This is a genomic window from Pseudomonas sp. NY15435 (genome assembly GCF_048068295.1).
Classification (GTDB): Bacteria; Pseudomonadota; Gammaproteobacteria; order Pseudomonadales; family Pseudomonadaceae; genus Pseudomonas.
Window position 1 is genome coordinate 427,661 of sequence record NZ_JBLUQA010000002.1, and the last position, 16,759, is coordinate 444,419.

Sequence of the window (16,759 nt, forward strand, 5' to 3'; positions counted from 1 at the left end):
GGCGCCCTGGCCGCTCCGGACCCGCTCCGGCGGCGGCCTGACCGCTGCTTTCCCCTAGGAGTCCCGCATGTCCCTTCGCCGCACCAAGATCGTCGCCACCCTCGGCCCAGCCAGTAATTCCCCCGAAGTCCTGGAACAGCTGATCCTCGCCGGGATCGACGTCGCCCGTCTGAACTTCTCCCACGGCACTCCCGACGAACACCGCGCCCGCGCCCAGCTGGTGCGCGACATCGCCGCCAAGCACGGTCGCTTCGTAGCGCTGCTGGGCGACCTGCAGGGTCCGAAGATTCGCATCGCCAAGTTCGCCAACAAGCGCATCGAGCTGGCAGTCGGCGACACCTTCCGCTTCTCCACCAGCCATCCGCGCACCGAAGGCAACCAGCAAGTGGTCGGCATCGACTACCCGGACCTGGTGAAGGACTGCGGCATTGGCGACGAGCTGCTGCTGGACGACGGCCGTGTGGTCATGGTGGTCAAGGAAGTGAAGGCGGACGAACTGGTCTGCGAAGTGCTGATCGGCGGGCCGCTGTCCGACCACAAGGGCATCAACCGCCGTGGCGGCGGCCTCACCGCGCCGGCCCTGACCGAGAAGGACAAGGCCGACATCAAGCTGGCCGCGAGCATGGACCTGGACTACGTCGCCGTGTCCTTCCCGCGTGACGCCAAGGACATGGAATACGCCCGCAGCCTGCTCACCGAAGCCGGCGGCACCGCCTGGCTGGTGGCCAAGATCGAACGCGCCGAAGCCGTGGCCGACGACGAAGCACTCGACGGCCTGATCCGCGCCAGTGACGCCGTGATGGTGGCCCGTGGCGACCTCGGCGTGGAAATCGGCGATGCCGAGCTGGTAGGCATCCAGAAGAAGATCATTCTGCACGCACGCCGCTACAACAAGGCGGTGATCACCGCGACCCAGATGATGGAGTCGATGATCCACAACCCGATGCCGACCCGCGCGGAAGTCTCCGACGTGGCCAACGCCGTGCTCGACTACACCGACGCCGTGATGCTCTCGGCCGAATCCGCCGCTGGCGAATACCCGGTGGAAGCGGTCAAGGCCATGGCGCGCATCTGCGCCGGCGCCGAGAAGCACCCGACCACCAAGAAGTCCAGCCACCGTATCGGCCAGACCTTCGAGCGCTGCGACGAGAGTATCGCCCTGGCGGCCATGTACACCGCCAACCACTTCCCGGGCATCAAGGCGATCATCTGCCTGACCGAAAGCGGCTACACCCCGCTGATCATGTCGCGCATCCGTTCCTCGGTACCGATCTTCGCCTACTCCCCGCACCGCGAAACCCAGGCCCGCGTGGCGCTGTTCCGTGGCGTGGAGACCATCCCCTTCGACCCTGCTGCCCTGCCGCCGGAGCGTGTCAGCCAGGAAGCCGTCGACGCGCTGCTGCAGCGTGGCGTGGTGACCAAGGGTGACTGGGTGATCCTGACCAAGGGCGACAGCTACACCGCCCAGGGCGGCACCAACACCATGAAGGTGCTGCACGTGGGTGATCTGCTGGTGTGATCCTGCCTTGCCAATGAAAAAGCCGCCTTAGGGCGGCTTTTTCATTTGTGCTGAAGAGGAAGAGCGGTACCTGTAGGAGCGAGCTTGCTCGCGAACCATATCCCGGCAGCACCGGCGTCACGCGGTTCGCGAGCAAGCTCGCTCCTACGAAAAAATCGGCCGCCGGGGGCTTCAGCAGGCTGATCAAACTTTGCTCAACCTGTGCTATCCAGCGCCGCTCCTGGCCTGCAGCGGTTGCACCAGAGGTTATCCACAGCGCGTTCCACAGATTGTGTGGGCAAACTTTCCGGGTGATGCAGACCTATCGCGGACAAAGTCCGCTCCTACGCCATCGGGAGCCGGCTGGTGTTCCCTGTAGGAGCGAGCTTGCTCGCGAACATCCTGACCAAAGGCACCGATGCCAATCCGTAGGGCGTACAACCGTTCGCGGTTGTACGCCGACAGGCAGCGCTTACAGGAACTTCGAGAAGTCCGGCTGGCGACGCTGGGTAAAGGCGCTTAGCGCTTCGTGGGCTTCCGGCGAATGCAGGCGCTGCACGAAGTGCTGGCCCTCCTCCGCCACCACGCGGCGCAGTTCCTCGATGAAAGGCGCTTTCAGCAGGCGCTTGCTCAGCGCCACGGCAGCCGGTGGCAGTTGCTGGAACGCTTGGCAGACCTCGCGGGCACGCTCCAGCGCAGCCGCTCCGTCTTCCAGTGCCTCATTGGCAATCCCGTAGGCCACGGCCTGCTCGCCGGTAAAACCTTCGCCGCGCAGCAACAGGCTGGAAGCCTTCACCGGGCCGACCAGGCGCGGCACCAGGAAGCTGGAACCGAATTCAGGGCACAGGCCCAGGTTGACGAAGGGCATCTTCAGCTTGGCGCCCTTGGCGATGAACACCTGGTCGCAATGCAGCAGCAGGGTGGTGCCGATGCCCACGGCCGGACCAGCGACGGCGGCGACCACCGGCTTGCTGAACTCCATCAGCGCGCGCATGAAGCGGAACACCGCACTGTCCGGGCCGCTCGGCGGCTCCTGGAGGAAGTCGACGATGTCATTGCCGCTGGTGAAGCACTCGGCGTTGCCGGTGATCAGCACCACACGCACGGAACGATCCTCCTGCGCCGCTTCCAGGGCGTCGGCGAGACCGGCATACATCGTGCGGGTCAGCGCGTTCATCTTGTCCGGACGGTTCAGGCGCAGGGTCAGCAAGCCCTCTTCGCGCTCGAGCAGAATCTGTTCGCTCATGGCAATTCCTTGTTCTTATTGATGTGAGAAGACCGTTTCAGAGCCCGTTCAACACCTCGCGAGCTAACGCAGTTATGCCGACGCGCAACAGGTGTTGAACTGGCTCTCAGGCGTGGGGCAGATACAGGTCGGCCAGCGTCTGGCCGCGAGGCACGCCGCAGAGGTAGAGGCGGCGCGCGAAGGCATCGACGCTGGCGGGATGGCCGCAGAGTAAGGCGAGGGTCCGCCGCGAAACAAGCCGGAGTTGCGCCAAAACCTCGGCCGACTCGGCCGTGGTCATCAATGTCACGTCCAGCTCGGGATGGCTGGCGGCCAGGGTTTGCAAGGGTTCGGCGAGGTAATGAGCAGCGTGGTCATGGGCCTGGTGAATGACGCGGATCGGCCCGCTGTGATGCTGCCGCAGAGCTTCGCGCAGCACGCCCCAGAGCGGCGCCAGACCAGTGCCGGAGGCCATCAGCAGCAGCGGTCGCTCATGCCATTCCGGGTCGTAGTGCAGCGCGCCGCCTCGCAGCTCGCCCAGACGAACACTGTCGCCGTGCTTCAGGCCTCGGGCGAAATCGGCGAAGGCGCCGCGTTCACGACAGTCGATGTGGAACTCCAGCCAGGGATCGAGTCCCGGCACGCTGGCCAGGGAGTACGGTCGTGCGACGCCCTCGGCGCTCCAGAGGACCACGTGCTGACCGGCGCTGTAGCGCAGAGGGCGCTGCGGAACCAGGCGCAGGCGCAGGACGTCCGACGCCGGCCAGTCCAGTTCGGCAACCGTGGCGGGCAGGCCGTCGCGCTGCGGGTCGAAGGTTTCCACTGCCAGGTCTTCGATCACCTGGCACTGGCAGGAAAGGCGCCAGCCTTCGGCGCGACGAGCGGATTCCAGCGCGTCGGGCAAGGCATCGTGGACTTCGCCCTGGGTGCAACGCACCAGGCACGCGTGGCAACTGCCGGCCCGGCAGCTATAGGGCACGGCGATGCCGGCCCCGCGCAGGGCATCGAGCAGGTTGGCTCCGGGGCTTACCGAAAAGCGTTGCGATCCGGCCTGTATTTCAGGCACGCGTCCACTCCCATGCGGCATCGCAGCGGTTACGTCCGCTGCGTTTCGCACGGTAGAGCGCCTGATCGGCCCGTTGCAAGGCCTCGTCGAGATCGTCGTTGGCCTCCAGCAGGGTCATCCCCGCCGACAGACTCAGGGTTTCAATGTTCACCCCCACCGGCTCTGCGGCCGCATAGGCCATCCGCAGGCGTTCGCAGCAGGTGGTCAGGCGGTCGGCATCGGCGTTGGGCAGCAGCAGGACGAATTCCTCGCCGCCATAGCGCGCCAGCACATCGCCCTCGCGCAGGCAGGCCCGTGCCACGGCAGCGAAGGTCTGCAGCACGCGGTCACCGGCGGCGTGGCCGTGTACATCGTTGATGCGCTTGAAGTGGTCCAGGTCGATCAGCGCCAGGCCGTGGCGTTGGCCTTCGCGCATTTCTTCCAGCGCGCGCCCAGCCAGGCGCAGGAAGTGGCGACGGTTGAACAGCCCGGTGAGTTCGTCAGTGGCGACCAGGTCTTCCAGCTGGCGCATCATGCCGCGCAGGGTGTCCTGGTGCGCCTGCAGCGCATAGCGGCGCTGGCGCATGCGTTGGCGCAGCGACTGCACGTAGCCGGCGAACAGGCTCAGCCAGGTCAATACGATGAACAGCACCAGCAGTTGCAGGACGGCCTGGGCTGGCAGTTGCAGGCGTTGCTGGAAGGCTTCGTGAAGATTCAGGCCGGCGAAGGCAATGAAGGCCAGCGCGGCGCAGCGAGCGAATACCCGGGGCTGCAACTGGAATACGCCGAACAGCAGGATCAGCACGTAGAGCACCATCAGCGTGCCGCGCGCGGTATCGACGTTGGCCAGGAACAGGGTGTTCCAGGCCACCGCCACCAGCACCTGCGGCTCGGTCATGCTCGGGTCGGTGAAGCGTTGGTTGCGCCCGGTGAGGAACAGCCAGGCGAAAACCAGTTGGCTACCCGCGACCAGCATCGTGCAGGTCAGAGCAAAGCTGACGGGCGCGCGGTAGAACTCGCCGAACACGGCCAACCACAACAACAGAAGCGCCAAGGCATAGGTCCCGAGGGCCATGCCGAATCGCCTGATGAGTAGTTTTTGTAAGGCGTGCTGCTTCAGAGGTGGTTTCAGCGTGCTCATGGGGCTCCGTCCCGTAATGGCACCTGGCCTTCACTCTACTATCAAAGCGCCCCAGTGCCTAGCCGATCGGAATGTGGGCTCCCTTATCAAGCGCAGAGGTCATCTGGGACCAAGGTCGGATCGCTGGCGGGTGCGCGGCAAGCAGCCGCAGCGGTATACTACGGCGCCTTTTTTCGCCGCAGCCGTGTCGGCGAACCCCTGATGTAACAGGCACCAAGCCTGTCTTACCCCGCCTGAAGAGGACCGTGCTCCATGGCCGTGATCAAGCAAGACGACCTGATCCAGAGCGTCGCCGATGCCCTGCAGTTCATCTCCTACTACCACCCGGTTGATTTCATCCAGGCCATGCATGAGGCCTACCTGCGCGAAGAATCGCCGGCCGCCCGGGACTCGATGGCGCAGATCCTGATCAACTCGCGCATGTGCGCCACCGGTCATCGCCCGATCTGCCAGGACACCGGTATCGTCACCGTGTTCGTCCGCGTCGGCATGGACGTGAGCTGGGCCGGCGCCACCATGAGCGTCGACGACATGATCAACGAAGGCGTGCGTCGCGCCTACAACCTGCCGGAGAACGTCCTGCGCGCCTCCATCCTGGCCGACCCGGCCGGCGCGCGTAAGAACACCAAGGACAACACCCCGGCAGTGATCCACTACTCCATCGTCCCGGGCAACACCGTGGAAGTGGACGTCGCGGCCAAGGGCGGCGGCTCCGAGAACAAGTCGAAGATGGCCATGCTCAACCCGTCCGACTCCATCGTCGACTGGGTGCTGAAGACCGTTCCGACCATGGGCGCCGGCTGGTGCCCGCCGGGCATGCTCGGCATCGGCATCGGCGGTACCGCCGAGAAGGCCGCAGTGATGGCGAAGGAAGTCCTGATGGACGAGATCGACATCCACGAGCTGAAAGCCCGTGGCCCGCAGAACAAGATCGAGGAAATGCGCCTCGAACTGTTCGAGAAGGTCAACCAGCTGGGCATCGGTGCCCAGGGCCTGGGCGGCCTGACCACCGTGCTCGACGTGAAGATCATGGACTACCCGACCCACGCCGCTTCGCTGCCGGTCTGCATGATCCCCAACTGCGCCGCCACCCGTCACGCGCACTTCGTGCTCGATGGCTCCGGTCCGGCCGTGCTGGAAGCGCCGTCGCTGGACGCCTACCCGGAAATCGTCTGGGAAGCCGGCCCGTCCGCGCGCCGCGTCAACCTCGACAGCATCACCCCCGAAGAAGTGCAGAGCTGGAAGCCGGGCGAGACCATCCTGCTCAACGGCAAGATGCTCACCGGCCGCGACGCCGCGCACAAGCGCATGGTCGACATGCTGAACAAGGGTGAAGAGCTGCCGGTGGACCTCAAGGGCCGCTTCATCTACTACGTCGGCCCGGTCGATCCGGTCGGTGACGAAGTGGTTGGCCCGGCTGGCCCGACCACCGCGACCCGCATGGACAAGTTCACCCGCCAGATCCTCGAGCAGACCGGTCTGCTGGGCATGATCGGCAAGTCCGAGCGCGGCCCCATCGCGATTGAGGCGATCAAGGACAACAAGGCCGTCTACTTGATGGCCGTAGGCGGCGCCGCCTACCTGGTCGCCCAGGCGATCAAGAAGTCCAAGGTCCTGGCCTTCGCCGAACTGGGCATGGAAGCGATCTACGAGTTCGAAGTCAAAGACATGCCGGTGACCGTTGCGGTCGACACCAATGGCGAGTCGGTGCACATCACCGGCCCGGCCATCTGGCAGAAGAAGATCGCCGAGAACCTGGCGGTGGAAGTGCAGTAAGCCTGCGCGACCGCACCATGAAAAAGCCCGGCCATGTGCCGGGCTTTTTCATGGGTGAAATCCGGGCGGCATGGTGCGGGGGCAAGCCGATCGCGGATGAATCCGCTCCGGCGTTCTCCTGTAGGAGCGAGCTTGCTCGCGAAGCGCACAGCACAGCACAGCACAGCACCGGTGCTGCCGGGAAACCAGTTCGCGAGCAAGCTCGCTCCTACAAAAAGCACCCAGGTTCACGCCGTGCGCTGCGTCTACATACTCCCGCAGGAACGGGCCTTGTCCGCGATCTGGCGAGCAAGGCTCGCCCAGACCATCACGCGCTGCGCGGCACGCGGTTCAGCTCCACGACATTGTCACGGCGCTGGGCGAGGAAGCGCGTGCAACTCACCCGCAGGAAGGAAGCGAAGTTCACCACCTCCCCGCGATAGTCCATTACCTCGTCGTAAAGCTTGGCGATCAGCTGGTTGGTAGTCATGCCGTCCACCTCGGCGATCTCGCGCAGGATGTCCCAGAACTGGTTTTCCAGGCGCAGCGTGGTGACCACGCCACGGATACGCAGCGAGCGGGAGCGCGACTCATAGAGGATCGGGTCGGCCTTTACATAGAGTTCGCACATGGACGGCTTCTCCAGCTTCGATGTCGGGCCAGTTTACAGGCTGATCCTGGTGCCCAGCACGTCGAGGAATTTCGCCAGCCAGGCAGGATGCGCCGGCCACGCAGGCGCGGTGACCAGGTTGCCGTCGACGTGGGCGGCATCCACCGGGATGTCCACGTACTCGCCGCCGGCCAGAGTCACCTCCGGGCCGCAGGCGGGGTAGGCGCTGCACGCGCGGCCCTTGAGCACGCCGGCGGCGGCCAGCAGCTGGGCGCCGTGGCAAACAGCAGCGATGGGCTTCTTCGCGGCGTCGAAGGCTTTCACCAGCTCGATCACCCTGGCATTCAGGCGCAGGTACTCGGGGGCGCGACCACCGGGGACCAGCAGCGCGTCGTAGTCCTCAGCACGCACATCGGCGAAGGTGGCGTTCAGCGCAAAGTTGTGGCCCGGCTTCTCGCTGTAGGTCTGATCGCCTTCGAAATCGTGGATCGCGGTGCGGATGCTCTGGCCGGCCTTCTTGTCCGGGCAGACGGCATGGACGGTGTGCCCGACCATCAACAGCGCCTGGAACGGCACCATGGTTTCGTAGTCTTCGGCGTAATCGCCGACCAGCATCAGGATCTTCTTCGCGGCCATCTGGGCGTTCTCCGGGCAGGGCCGGCCATGGCGGCCGGGCATGCGGGAGAGCTTAGACAGTCGTGCTGGCGGCGGGGTAATACGCCGCTACTACGTATGTTCAGAGGCCGATGCGCTCGAAGAAGCCCGGCCCTTCGACTTCCTTGCCGCTGGCGGCGATGCTCACCGGCTCCTGTACCTGGCGCGTGGCGGGGATTTCCCGCGAGCCCAGCTCCTTGCCCACCAGTTGCAGCGGGCCGGCCCCCTGGCCGGCGGTGTGCTCGTATTTGGGCGGCGTGTGGGTCTCGTCGTAGCGCAGGTAGTAGACCTCGCCAGCGCGGGCTTCCAGGGTGAAGCCGGCGATCAGGGTAAAGTCCATGCTGCCGCCGGCGAAGAAGGTCCAGAAGCTGCCCAGCAGCGGGCGACGCATCTGCAGCGGATAGCTGCCCGGCGCGAAGCTCAGGGCGAAGTAGCCATTGCTCGGCAAACTGCCGATCAACTCGTTGTTGATAAACAGCCCCGGCGCTTCCAGTTCCTCGTCGGACCACTGGTTCTGTGGTCGGTACAGGTACACCGTGGCCTGCTGCGTGTCTGCCGGTTGCGCACTGTACGGCGGCCCATCCACCGCGCCGAAGAAGGCGCCGGGCGAACTGCAGCCGGCCAGCATCAGGAGAAAGGCGCACAGGGCCAATCGGAGCATGGAAAGTCCCTCTTATGGTTATCCCCGGAGCATAACCACGCCACCACGCCTTGCCACCCGTCGAAAGTCCGGGTCGAGCAGTTCTCGGCGATGCCGGTGTCGTCGGCGCAAACCAATTCCTGATACAGCGTCCTGAACACGGATGATAGTCAGGTCAGTTCCTTGAGCCAGAACATCATCGTCTTGGCAGTCTCCCGTTGCTCGCCGATATCGCGCCAGTGGTATTCGGTCTGCAGAGAGGGTTGCGGAGTGAAGCCGCGCTGCAGCCAGAAGGCGTCCGGCGTGCGGTAGCTGACGGGTCGTGCGGGGTGCTCCGGCGGCCGCCGAAGGGCGCAGAAGGCCCCCCAATCGAAACGCCCCAGACCACGCGCAAAGCGCTCGCGTTCCTCGAAGAAACGCAGGTCGAGAGCGGCGCTGCGGTACTCCGGCAGAACCACCGACTCGCCAAAATAGAAAATTCGCTCCGGGTTCCAACCCTGTGCCAGGAACGGCTGCTGGAAGGCCTCGGACTCGTCCAGCAGCGGCAGCCCGGTCGACGCCCCCACTACCCTGCCCTCATCGATCACCAGCACGCACAGGCTCCAGGCCGAGCGCACATGGCCTTCGAGGTACCCGGCTTCATATTCCGGACTGCCGTCGTAGAGGTACGGATACTCGCGGAACACGGTGATGCGCAGCCGCGCCAGATCATCGATGAACGGACGAAGGGCGTCGCCACTAAGCAGGCGGGACTCGATGGCCATGGTGGTTTTCTTCCGCAACGGGCCGCAGCGGCGGCGCTGCAGAAAACCTAGCACGGGCAGCGCAGGTCGGCAGAAGCAGGAAAGGGGCGGCGCGGTTCGCGAGCAAGCTCGCTCGCTCTTCGTAGGAGCGAGCTTGCTCGCGAACCTGTGGGGTCCGGTTCGCGAGCAAGCTCGCTCCTACAAAAAGCCAGGAAGGGAAAACAAAAACGCCCGCACAAGGCGGGCGTTTCAAAGGGCGGCGAACTCAGTGGTGTTCGCGGGTGGCGCGGAAGGTGATGTCCGGCCAGCGCTCTTCCATCAGGCTCAGGTTCACGCGGGTCGGGGCCAGGTAGGTGAGGTGGCCGCCGCCGTCCACGGACAGGTTCTCGAAAGCCTTGTCCTTGAACTCCTTGAGCTTCTTCTCGTCCTTGCACTCTATCCAGCGCGCGGACCAGACGTTGATCTGCTCGTAGGCGCACTCGACCTTGTATTCCTCTTTCAGGCGGCTGGCGACGACGTCGAACTGCAGCACACCGACGGCGCCGAGGATGATGTCGTTGTTGCGCTCGGGGAAGAACACCTGGGTGGCGCCTTCCTCGGCCAGTTCCTGCAGGCCCTGGCGCAGCTGCTTGGACTTCAGCGGGTCCTTCAGGCGCACGCGGCGGAACAGTTCCGGGGCGAAGTGCGGGATGCCGGTGAAGCCCAGCGCCTCGCCTTCGGTGAAGGTGTCACCGATCTGGATGGTGCCGTGGTTGTGCAGGCCGATGATGTCGCCGGCGAAGGCCTCTTCCAACTGCTCACGCTCGCTGGAGAAGAAGGTCAGCGCGTCGGCGATCTTCACGTCCTTGCCCAGGCGCACGTGGCGCATCTTCATGCCCTTCTCGTACTTGCCCGAGCAGATGCGCATGAAGGCGATGCGGTCGCGGTGTTTCGGGTCCATGTTCGCCTGGATCTTGAACACGAAGCCGGAGAACTTCTCCTCGGTCGGCGCCACGGTGCGCTCGTGGGCGCCACGCTCCAGCGGTTGCGGGGCCCAGTCGACGATGCAGTCCAGCACCTGGTCGACCCCGAAGTTGCCCAGCGCGGTACCGAAGAACACCGGGGTCATCTCGCCCTTGAGGAAGGCGTCCTTGTCGAACTCGTGGCAGGCGCCCTGCACCAGCTCCAGCTCTTCGAGGAAGTTGTCGTAGAGGTCGCCCAGGTGCGCGCGCGCTTCGTCCGAGTCGAGCTTGTCGATGATCTTGGTTTCGATGCGCTCGTGGCCGTGGCCCGGCACGTAGACGATGATCTTGTCCTGGGCGAGGTGGTACACGCCCTTGAAGTCGCGGTAGCAACCGATCGGCCAGGTGATCGGCGCGGCCTTGATCTTCAGCACCGCTTCGATCTCGTCGAGCAGCTCGATCGGGTCGCGGATGTCGCGGTCGAGTTTGTTGATGAAGCTGACGATGGGCGTGTCGCGCAGGCGGCAGACTTCCATCAGGGCAATGGTACGGGGCTCTACGCCCTTACCGCCGTCGAGCACCATCAGCGCCGAGTCCACCGCGGTCAAGGTGCGGTAGGTGTCTTCGGAGAAGTCTTCGTGGCCGGGGGTGTCGAGCAGGTTGATCATGTGCTCGCGGTAGGGGAACTGCATCACCGAGGTGGTGATGGAGATGCCGCGCTGCTTCTCCATCTCCATCCAGTCGGAGGTGGCGTGGCGGTCGGACTTGCGCGACTTCACGGTACCGGCGACGGCAATCGCCTTGCCCATCAGCAGGAGCTTCTCGGTAATGGTGGTCTTACCGGCGTCGGGGTGGGAAATGATCGCGAACGTGCGGCGCTTCGCGACTTCGGCGGCTTGGATGCTCATGGATGGATGCCTGGTCGATTCGGTGAAGACGGGCAGCGAGCGGCCCGAAAAACGCGGGATTATAGCCTGAATCGAGGCGTCGCCGGCAGACCCCGCGACGCAAGGCTCAAGGACCCTGGAGGGCGCTGTCAGTGGTCGCTGTCGGCGACCGGCTCGGCGCCCTTGTAGATGCGCCGCACCAGCGGGCCGATGGACAGGCCCTGGAGCAGGATCGACACCAGCACCACGACGTAGGTCAGGCTGAGGATCAGGTCGCGCTGCTCGCCCAGCGGCAGGGACAGCGCCAGGGCCACCGAGACGCCGCCGCGCAGCCCACCCCAGACGAGGATGCGGATGGTCCCGGCCGGCACCTGGCGGCGGCCGTTCTCGGTCTGCCGCAGTACGACGATGGCCGGGGCGACGGTGAGCAGGCGCGAGATCAGCACCGCGCCGCCCAGGGTGAACGCCGCCACCACGTGCAGCCAGTTGAACGGCAGCAGGAGCAGTTCCAGGCCGATCAGGGCGAACAGCAGGGCGTTGAGTATCTCGTCGATCAGCTCCCAGAATTTGTCGATGTAGCGCCGCGTCTCGTCGGACATGGCGTAGTGCCGCGCCTGGTTGCCGATGATCAGGCCGGCCACCACCATGGCGATCGGCGCCGACACGTGCAGCCGCGCGGCCAGCGCCGCGCCGCCGATCACCAGGGCCAGGGTCAGCATGACTTCCACCTGGTACTGGTCGATGCCGCGCATCATCAGGAACACCCCATAGCCCAGCGCCGCGCCGAACAGGATGCCGCCGATGGCCTCCTGCACGAACAGCCAGGCAATCGTCGAGGCGGTGGGCGTTTCGCCGGCCAGGAGGATGCCCAGCAGGATGGTGAACACCACCACGGCAGTGCCGTCGTTGAACAGCGACTCGCCGACGATGGTGGTGGCCAGCGGCTTGGGTGCGCCGGCGGATTTGAGGATGCCCAGCACCGCGATGGGGTCGGTGGGCGAGATCAGCGCGCCGAACAGCAGGCAGTAGATGAAGTCCACGTGCCAGCCGAAGAGGGCGAAGGTGTAGTAGGCCAGGTAGCCGATCACCGTGGTGGCGATCAGCACGCCGAAGGTGGCCAGCAGGCCGATGGGCCATTTGTAGTTGCGCAGGTCGGCGAGGTTCACATGCAGCGCGCCGGCAAACAGCAGGGCGGGCAGGAACCAGGTCATCAGCACGTCGGAGAAGTCGATGCGGCTGATGATCTGCTGCATCTCGACTTCCAGCACCGGGTAGCCCAGCAGCGACATGCCCTGGGCGATGAAGGAAAAGATCAGGGCGGTGGCCATGACGCCGATGGTCGGCGGCAGGCGGATGAAGCGGTAATTGACGTAGGTGAGCAGGGTGGTCAGCGCGATGAACGCCGCGGCCAGGTCAAGCATGGCGATGGATCTCCGTGGTAGGCAAGAACGCCGGCCCCGAGTGACCTATCCATGGGTCGGGGGCACGCGAAAGAATCCCGATGATAACCGCTGAGCGAATCTGCGTGCGTTTTCGCCGGGCGCATCCGCCGTTGGGCAAGTGACACAGGGCGATGGTTCAGCCCGATCGCAACTTTTTTCGAAAAAAAGTTTGTCCGCCACAGCCCCCGGACCATGGGGGCTGAAGCCGAATGCACGGCCGTGCGATGGCACAAGGATGGCAATTTTATTGAACGTAACGGCACGCACGGGGGTCCACCCCTTCGCGACGACAATCCCTGAAAGCCTTGTGCAAGTACTTGATTCTCGTCGCGTTTAATCGCGGTCCCAGATAGGTTTCTGGACGGGGCCGAGCGTCAAGTGAGCGTGGCGATGCCAGTCGCCGCGCACCCGAAGGGAGTCCCCCAACCATGGTGAAGTCCACCACGGGCAAGGCCCTGTTCGGCGTCTGCTTTGCAGTCGTTGTGCTGGCTTTGCTGATCCACTGGATCACCCCCGCCACTCTGTGGCAGTACCGCGAAGACCTGCTGTTCTACTTGCAGGCGCACCTGGTCCTGGTGTTCGCGTCCATGTTCGCCGCCATCGTGGTCGGCATCCCCGCCGGCATGCTGCTCAGCCGGCCCGCGCTGCAAGGACAGGCTGAGCGCCTGATGCAGATATTCAACGTCGGCAACACCATCCCGCCACTGGCTGTACTGGCCATCGCCCTGGCGATCGTCGGGATCGGCAATGGTCCGGCGATTCTCGCGCTGTTCCTCGCTTCGCTGTTGCCCATCGTGCGCAACACCTACGAAGGCCTGCGCGCCGTGCCGGTCTCGCTGAAGGAAGCGGCCACCGGCATCGGCATGACGCCTGGCCAGGTGCTGCTACGCGTCGAACTGCCCAACGCCGTGCCATTGATCATGGGCGGCGTGCGCATCGCCCTGGCGCTGAACGTTGGTTCTGCACCGCTGGCCTTCCTGATCGGTGCCAACAGCCTGGGCAGCCTGATCTTCCCCGGCATCGCCCTGGACGATCAGTCCAAGCTGCTGCTCGGCGCCGTCTGCACTGCACTGCTGGCGCTGGTGCTCGACGGTCTGGTGGTGCTGTTCAGCCGCACCCTGCTGGAACGAGGGCTGGCGAAATGAGAGGGAATTGTTTGAAAGGAGCCCGCATGACACGACGCCTGCTCGGCGCGCTGGGCCTGCTGCTGGCCGCCGCAATCGGTACTGCCCATGCGGCGGATGTGATCCGTATCGGCGGCAAGCCGTTCACCGAACAGCGCCTGCTCACCGCCATCACCGCGCAGTACCTGCAGAGCAAGGGCTACGAGGTGAAGGTTACCAACGGCCTGGGCAGCACCCTGGCGCGTAGCGCGCAGCAGAGCGGCCAACTGGACCTGGTCTGGGAGTACACCGGCTCGTCGCTGATCGTCTACAACAAGGTCACGGAAAAGCTGGATGCCGAGCAATCCCTGGCCAAGGTCCGCGAACTGGACGGCAAGAAGGGATTGGTCTGGCCCACGCCCGCGCCGTTCAACAACACCTACGCCCTGGCCATGCCCGAGGAGCAGGCCGAACAGCTCGGAGTGCGTACCCTCAGTGACCTCGCCCGGGTGATGAAGGAGCAGGGTGACAAGAAGACTCACCTGTTCGCCATGGACCCGGAATTCGCCGGCCGCCCCGATGGCCTCGCGCCGATGAGCGAGCTGTACGGCTTCCACTTCACCCGCGATGACGTGCGCCAGATGGACGCCGGCCTGGTCTACACGGCCCTGAAGAATCGCCAGGTGTTCGTCGGCCTCGTCTACACCACCGATGGCCGCCTGAAGGACTTCAAGCTGCGCGTTCTGGAAGACGACAAGCAGTTCTTCCCGTTCTACAACGCCGCCCCGGTGATGCGCGCCGATCTGCTGGACAAGCACCCGGAGCTGAAAACCCTGTTCGACCCCATCGCCAGGCTGCTCGATGACAAGACCATGCAGGCGCTCAATGCCCAGGTCGACATCCGGCAGGAGCCGGTACAGCGCGTCGCGCAGCAGTTCCTGCGTGAGCACCAACTGATCGGCGACCGCGCGCAGACCACTCAGAAGCAGCCTGCCGGGGAGGAGAACTGACATGGACTTCATGACCGTGATTTCCCGCCTCGACTGGGCACAGGTCGGCCAACTGACGCTGCAGCACCTGATGCTGGTGTCCATCGCCGTGGGCCTGGCCATCGTCGTCGGCGTACCGTTGGGCGTGCTGATGACGCGATTCAAGTGGCTCGCCGGGCCGCTGCAGGGCGCCGCTACCGTGGTGCTGACCATCCCCTCCATCGCGCTGTTCGGCCTGATGCTGCCGCTGTACTCGAAGATCGGCCAGGGTCTCGGGCCGCTGCCGGCGATCACCGCAGTGTTCCTCTATTCGCTGCTGCCGATCCTGCGCAACACCTACCTGGCGCTGACCAACGTCGAACCCGGCATCCGCGAGGCCGGCAAGGGCATCGGCATGACCTTCTGGCAGCGCCTGTGGATGGTCGACATCCCCATCGCCGTGCCGGTGATCCTCGCCGGTGTGCGCACTGCCGTGGTGATGAACATCGGCGTGATGACCATCGCCGCGGTGATCGGCGCCGGTGGCCTGGGCGTGCTCATCCTCAATTCCATCAGCCAATCCAACATGCCCATGCTGGTGGTCGGCGCGGTTCTGGTGAGCCTGCTCGCCATCGCCGCCGACCTGCTGCTGCAGTGGCTGCAGCGTGCGCTCACCCCGAAGGGCCTGCGCCCGCAGACAGGAGACTGAACATGATCGAACTCGACCAACTCACCAAGACCTTCACCCTCAAGGACGGCAAGGAATTCCGTGCCGTGGACAAGGTCAGCCTGACCGTGGAGAAGGGTGAGATCTGCGTGTTCCTCGGCCCCTCCGGTTGCGGCAAGACCACCACGCTGAAGATGATCAACCGCATCATCCAGCCCACCTCCGGGCGCGTGCTGATCGACGGCCAGGACACCCGCGAGCTGGACGAAGTGACCCTGCGCCGGCACATCGGCTACGTGATCCAGCAGATCGGCCTGTTCCCCAACATGACCATCGAGGAAAACATCATGGTCGTGCCGCGCCTGCTGGGCTGGGACAAGCAGAAGTGCAAGGAGAAGGCGCGCGAACTGATGTCCATGGTCAAGCTCGAACCCAAGCAGTACCTGTCGCGCTACCCGCGTGAACTCTCTGGCGGGCAGCAACAGCGCATCGGGGTGATCCGCGCGCTGGCGGCCGACGCGCCGCTGCTGCTGATGGACGAGCCGTTCGGCGCGGTGGACCCGATCAACCGCGAGTCAATCCAGAACGAGTTCTTCGAGTTGCAGCGCAAGCTGGGCATGACTGTGATCATGGTCAGCCATGACATCGATGAGGCGATCAAGCTGGGCGACAAGGTGGCGGTGTTCAAGAGCGGCCGCCTGCTTCAGTTCGACCATCCGGACACCCTGCTGGCGCACCCGGCGGACGAGTTCGTCAGCGCCTTCACCGGCCAGGACAGCACGCTCAAGCGTCTGCTGCTGGTGCGTGCCGAGGATGCCGCCGACAGCAGCATTGTCACCGCCAGTCCGCAGACCACGGTGGCCGAAGCGCTGGAGAAGATGGAAGAAGACGATCGCCGTTACCTCGTCGTGGTGGATGCCAACGGCAAGGGCCTGGGCTACGTGCGCCGCAAGGACATGCGCCGCAAGGACGGTGTGTGCAACGACTTCCTCAACGAGTTCCGCGTCACCGCCAGCCACGATGAGCACCTGCGCATCCTCTTGTCGCGCATGTACGAGTTCAACAGTTCGTGGCTGCCTGTACTGGATGCGGAAGGGCAGTTCCTCGGGGAGGTGACGCAGGAATCGATCGCGGACTACCTGAGCTCCGGGCGTTCCCGTGGGCGCAAGACGAACATCGTGTCGCCGGCGGAGGTGGCGCAGGCTTCCTAAGGCATTACCTGTAGGAGCGAGCTTGCTCGCGAACCCGGTTTCCTTCTGCGGGGCCAGGTTCGCGAGCAAGCTCGCTCCTACAAAAGCTCGTTCATTGCGCTCGCAAACTCTCCTCTGCACCACCCATCCCAAATCGCTGAACTCCCCCCTCTGTCATCGGTCGTTAATCGAAGTAGGACGATGATGCAGAAACCCGTCGAAAGCCCCGTTCTGTGCGGTATTCCGTGCA

General features: G+C 64.8%; 15 protein-coding genes. 6 read left to right on the top strand and 9 right to left on the bottom strand.

What is annotated here, in order from left to right; genetic code table 11:
• Positions 1-67: 67 nt before the first annotated feature.
• Positions 68-1,519 (top strand): pyruvate kinase, encoded by a 1,452-nt coding sequence (gene pyk, locus ACNFH5_RS06125; protein ID WP_205337346.1) that lies wholly within the window; start codon positions 68-70, stop codon positions 1,517-1,519.
• A 451-nt stretch (positions 1,520-1,970) separates the two neighbouring features.
• Here pyk and ACNFH5_RS06130 read toward each other — a convergent pair whose 3' ends face one another.
• The 3 genes from ACNFH5_RS06130 to ACNFH5_RS06140 form a co-directional block, all read right to left on the bottom strand.
• Positions 1,971-2,744 carry an enoyl-CoA hydratase-related protein gene (locus tag ACNFH5_RS06130; protein ID WP_416744790.1) on the bottom strand — a complete coding sequence of 258 codons (774 nt, stop codon included), beginning with the start codon at positions 2,742-2,744 and terminating at the stop codon, positions 1,971-1,973.
• A gap of 106 nt (positions 2,745-2,850) precedes the next feature.
• Positions 2,851-3,789, bottom strand: a complete 939-nt coding sequence (locus ACNFH5_RS06135) for an iron-sulfur-binding ferredoxin reductase (protein WP_416744791.1) — start codon at positions 3,787-3,789, stop codon at positions 2,851-2,853.
• Complete coding sequence (locus ACNFH5_RS06140; protein WP_416744792.1) at positions 3,782-4,909, bottom strand: diguanylate cyclase domain-containing protein; 1,128 nt, start codon at positions 4,907-4,909, stop codon at positions 3,782-3,784. The genes ACNFH5_RS06135 and ACNFH5_RS06140 overlap by 8 nt, the downstream gene beginning before the upstream one ends.
• Before the next feature lie 252 nt (positions 4,910-5,161).
• Between ACNFH5_RS06140 and ACNFH5_RS06145 the strand changes: the two genes are divergently transcribed.
• Positions 5,162-6,685: a fumarate hydratase gene (locus ACNFH5_RS06145; RefSeq protein ID WP_416744793.1), complete on the top strand. Its 1,524-nt coding sequence runs from the start codon at positions 5,162-5,164 to the stop codon at positions 6,683-6,685.
• 307 nt (positions 6,686-6,992) lie between these two features.
• On the opposite strand, the gene ACNFH5_RS06150 is transcribed toward ACNFH5_RS06145, so the two are convergent.
• The 6 genes from ACNFH5_RS06150 to ACNFH5_RS06175 form a co-directional block, all read right to left on the bottom strand.
• Complete coding sequence (locus ACNFH5_RS06150; protein ID WP_017519692.1) at positions 6,993-7,295, bottom strand: ribbon-helix-helix domain-containing protein; 303 nt, start codon at positions 7,293-7,295, stop codon at positions 6,993-6,995.
• A gap of 33 nt (positions 7,296-7,328) precedes the next feature.
• Positions 7,329-7,910, bottom strand: a complete 582-nt coding sequence (locus ACNFH5_RS06155; protein ID WP_331319267.1) for a DJ-1/PfpI family protein — start codon at positions 7,908-7,910, stop codon at positions 7,329-7,331.
• Between the two features lie 100 nt (positions 7,911-8,010).
• Positions 8,011-8,589 (bottom strand): DUF2846 domain-containing protein, encoded by a 579-nt coding sequence (locus tag ACNFH5_RS06160; RefSeq protein ID WP_416744794.1) that lies wholly within the window; start codon positions 8,587-8,589, stop codon positions 8,011-8,013.
• Positions 8,590-8,738: 149 nt separating this feature from the next.
• Complete coding sequence (locus ACNFH5_RS06165; RefSeq protein WP_416744962.1) at positions 8,739-9,326, bottom strand: GNAT family acetyltransferase; 588 nt, start codon at positions 9,324-9,326, stop codon at positions 8,739-8,741.
• Between the two features lie 250 nt (positions 9,327-9,576).
• Positions 9,577-11,160, bottom strand: a complete 1,584-nt coding sequence (locus tag ACNFH5_RS06170; RefSeq protein WP_017517575.1) for a peptide chain release factor 3 — start codon at positions 11,158-11,160, stop codon at positions 9,577-9,579.
• Between the two features lie 128 nt (positions 11,161-11,288).
• Entirely contained in the window at positions 11,289-12,560 is a 1,272-nt protein-coding gene (locus ACNFH5_RS06175) for a cation:proton antiporter (RefSeq protein WP_037014467.1), read from the bottom strand.
• A 449-nt stretch (positions 12,561-13,009) separates the two neighbouring features.
• On the opposite strand from ACNFH5_RS06175, the gene ACNFH5_RS06180 reads away from it, so the two are divergent.
• The 4 genes from ACNFH5_RS06180 to ACNFH5_RS06195 are packed head-to-tail and all read left to right on the top strand — an operon-like array spanning position 13,010 to position 16,530.
• Positions 13,010-13,726 carry an ABC transporter permease gene (locus ACNFH5_RS06180; protein WP_416744795.1) on the top strand — a complete coding sequence of 239 codons (717 nt, stop codon included), beginning with the start codon at positions 13,010-13,012 and terminating at the stop codon, positions 13,724-13,726.
• Positions 13,727-13,752: 26 nt separating this feature from the next.
• Positions 13,753-14,694 carry a glycine betaine ABC transporter substrate-binding protein gene (locus tag ACNFH5_RS06185; protein ID WP_416744796.1) on the top strand — a complete coding sequence of 314 codons (942 nt, stop codon included), beginning with the start codon at positions 13,753-13,755 and terminating at the stop codon, positions 14,692-14,694.
• Between the two features lies 1 nt (position 14,695).
• Positions 14,696-15,361: an ABC transporter permease gene (locus ACNFH5_RS06190; RefSeq protein ID WP_416744797.1), complete on the top strand. Its 666-nt coding sequence runs from the start codon at positions 14,696-14,698 to the stop codon at positions 15,359-15,361.
• A gap of 2 nt (positions 15,362-15,363) precedes the next feature.
• Positions 15,364-16,530, top strand: coding sequence for a betaine/proline/choline family ABC transporter ATP-binding protein (locus tag ACNFH5_RS06195; RefSeq protein ID WP_416744798.1), 1,167 nt, complete (start codon positions 15,364-15,366; stop codon positions 16,528-16,530).
• Positions 16,531-16,759: the final 229 nt, after the last annotated feature.

Coding starts and splice junctions, on each gene's coding strand:
- pyk (WP_205337346.1), top strand. CDS start 68: ATGTCCCTTCGCCGCACCAAGATCGTCGCCACCCTCGGCCCAGCCAGT.
- ACNFH5_RS06130 (WP_416744790.1), bottom strand. CDS start 2,744: ATGAGCGAACAGATTCTGCTCGAGCGCGAAGAGGGCTTGCTGACCCTG.
- ACNFH5_RS06140 (WP_416744792.1), bottom strand. CDS start 4,909: ATGAGCACGCTGAAACCACCTCTGAAGCAGCACGCCTTACAAAAACTA.
- ACNFH5_RS06145 (WP_416744793.1), top strand. CDS start 5,162: ATGGCCGTGATCAAGCAAGACGACCTGATCCAGAGCGTCGCCGATGCC.
- ACNFH5_RS06150 (WP_017519692.1), bottom strand. CDS start 7,295: ATGTGCGAACTCTATGTAAAGGCCGACCCGATCCTCTATGAGTCGCGC.
- ACNFH5_RS06155 (WP_331319267.1), bottom strand. CDS start 7,910: ATGGCCGCGAAGAAGATCCTGATGCTGGTCGGCGATTACGCCGAAGAC.
- ACNFH5_RS06160 (WP_416744794.1), bottom strand. CDS start 8,589: ATGCTCCGATTGGCCCTGTGCGCCTTTCTCCTGATGCTGGCCGGCTGC.
- ACNFH5_RS06170 (WP_017517575.1), bottom strand. CDS start 11,160: ATGAGCATCCAAGCCGCCGAAGTCGCGAAGCGCCGCACGTTCGCGATC.
- ACNFH5_RS06175 (WP_037014467.1), bottom strand. CDS start 12,560: ATGCTTGACCTGGCCGCGGCGTTCATCGCGCTGACCACCCTGCTCACC.
- ACNFH5_RS06180 (WP_416744795.1), top strand. CDS start 13,010: ATGGTGAAGTCCACCACGGGCAAGGCCCTGTTCGGCGTCTGCTTTGCA.
- ACNFH5_RS06185 (WP_416744796.1), top strand. CDS start 13,753: ATGACACGACGCCTGCTCGGCGCGCTGGGCCTGCTGCTGGCCGCCGCA.
- ACNFH5_RS06190 (WP_416744797.1), top strand. CDS start 14,696: ATGGACTTCATGACCGTGATTTCCCGCCTCGACTGGGCACAGGTCGGC.
- ACNFH5_RS06195 (WP_416744798.1), top strand. CDS start 15,364: ATGATCGAACTCGACCAACTCACCAAGACCTTCACCCTCAAGGACGGC.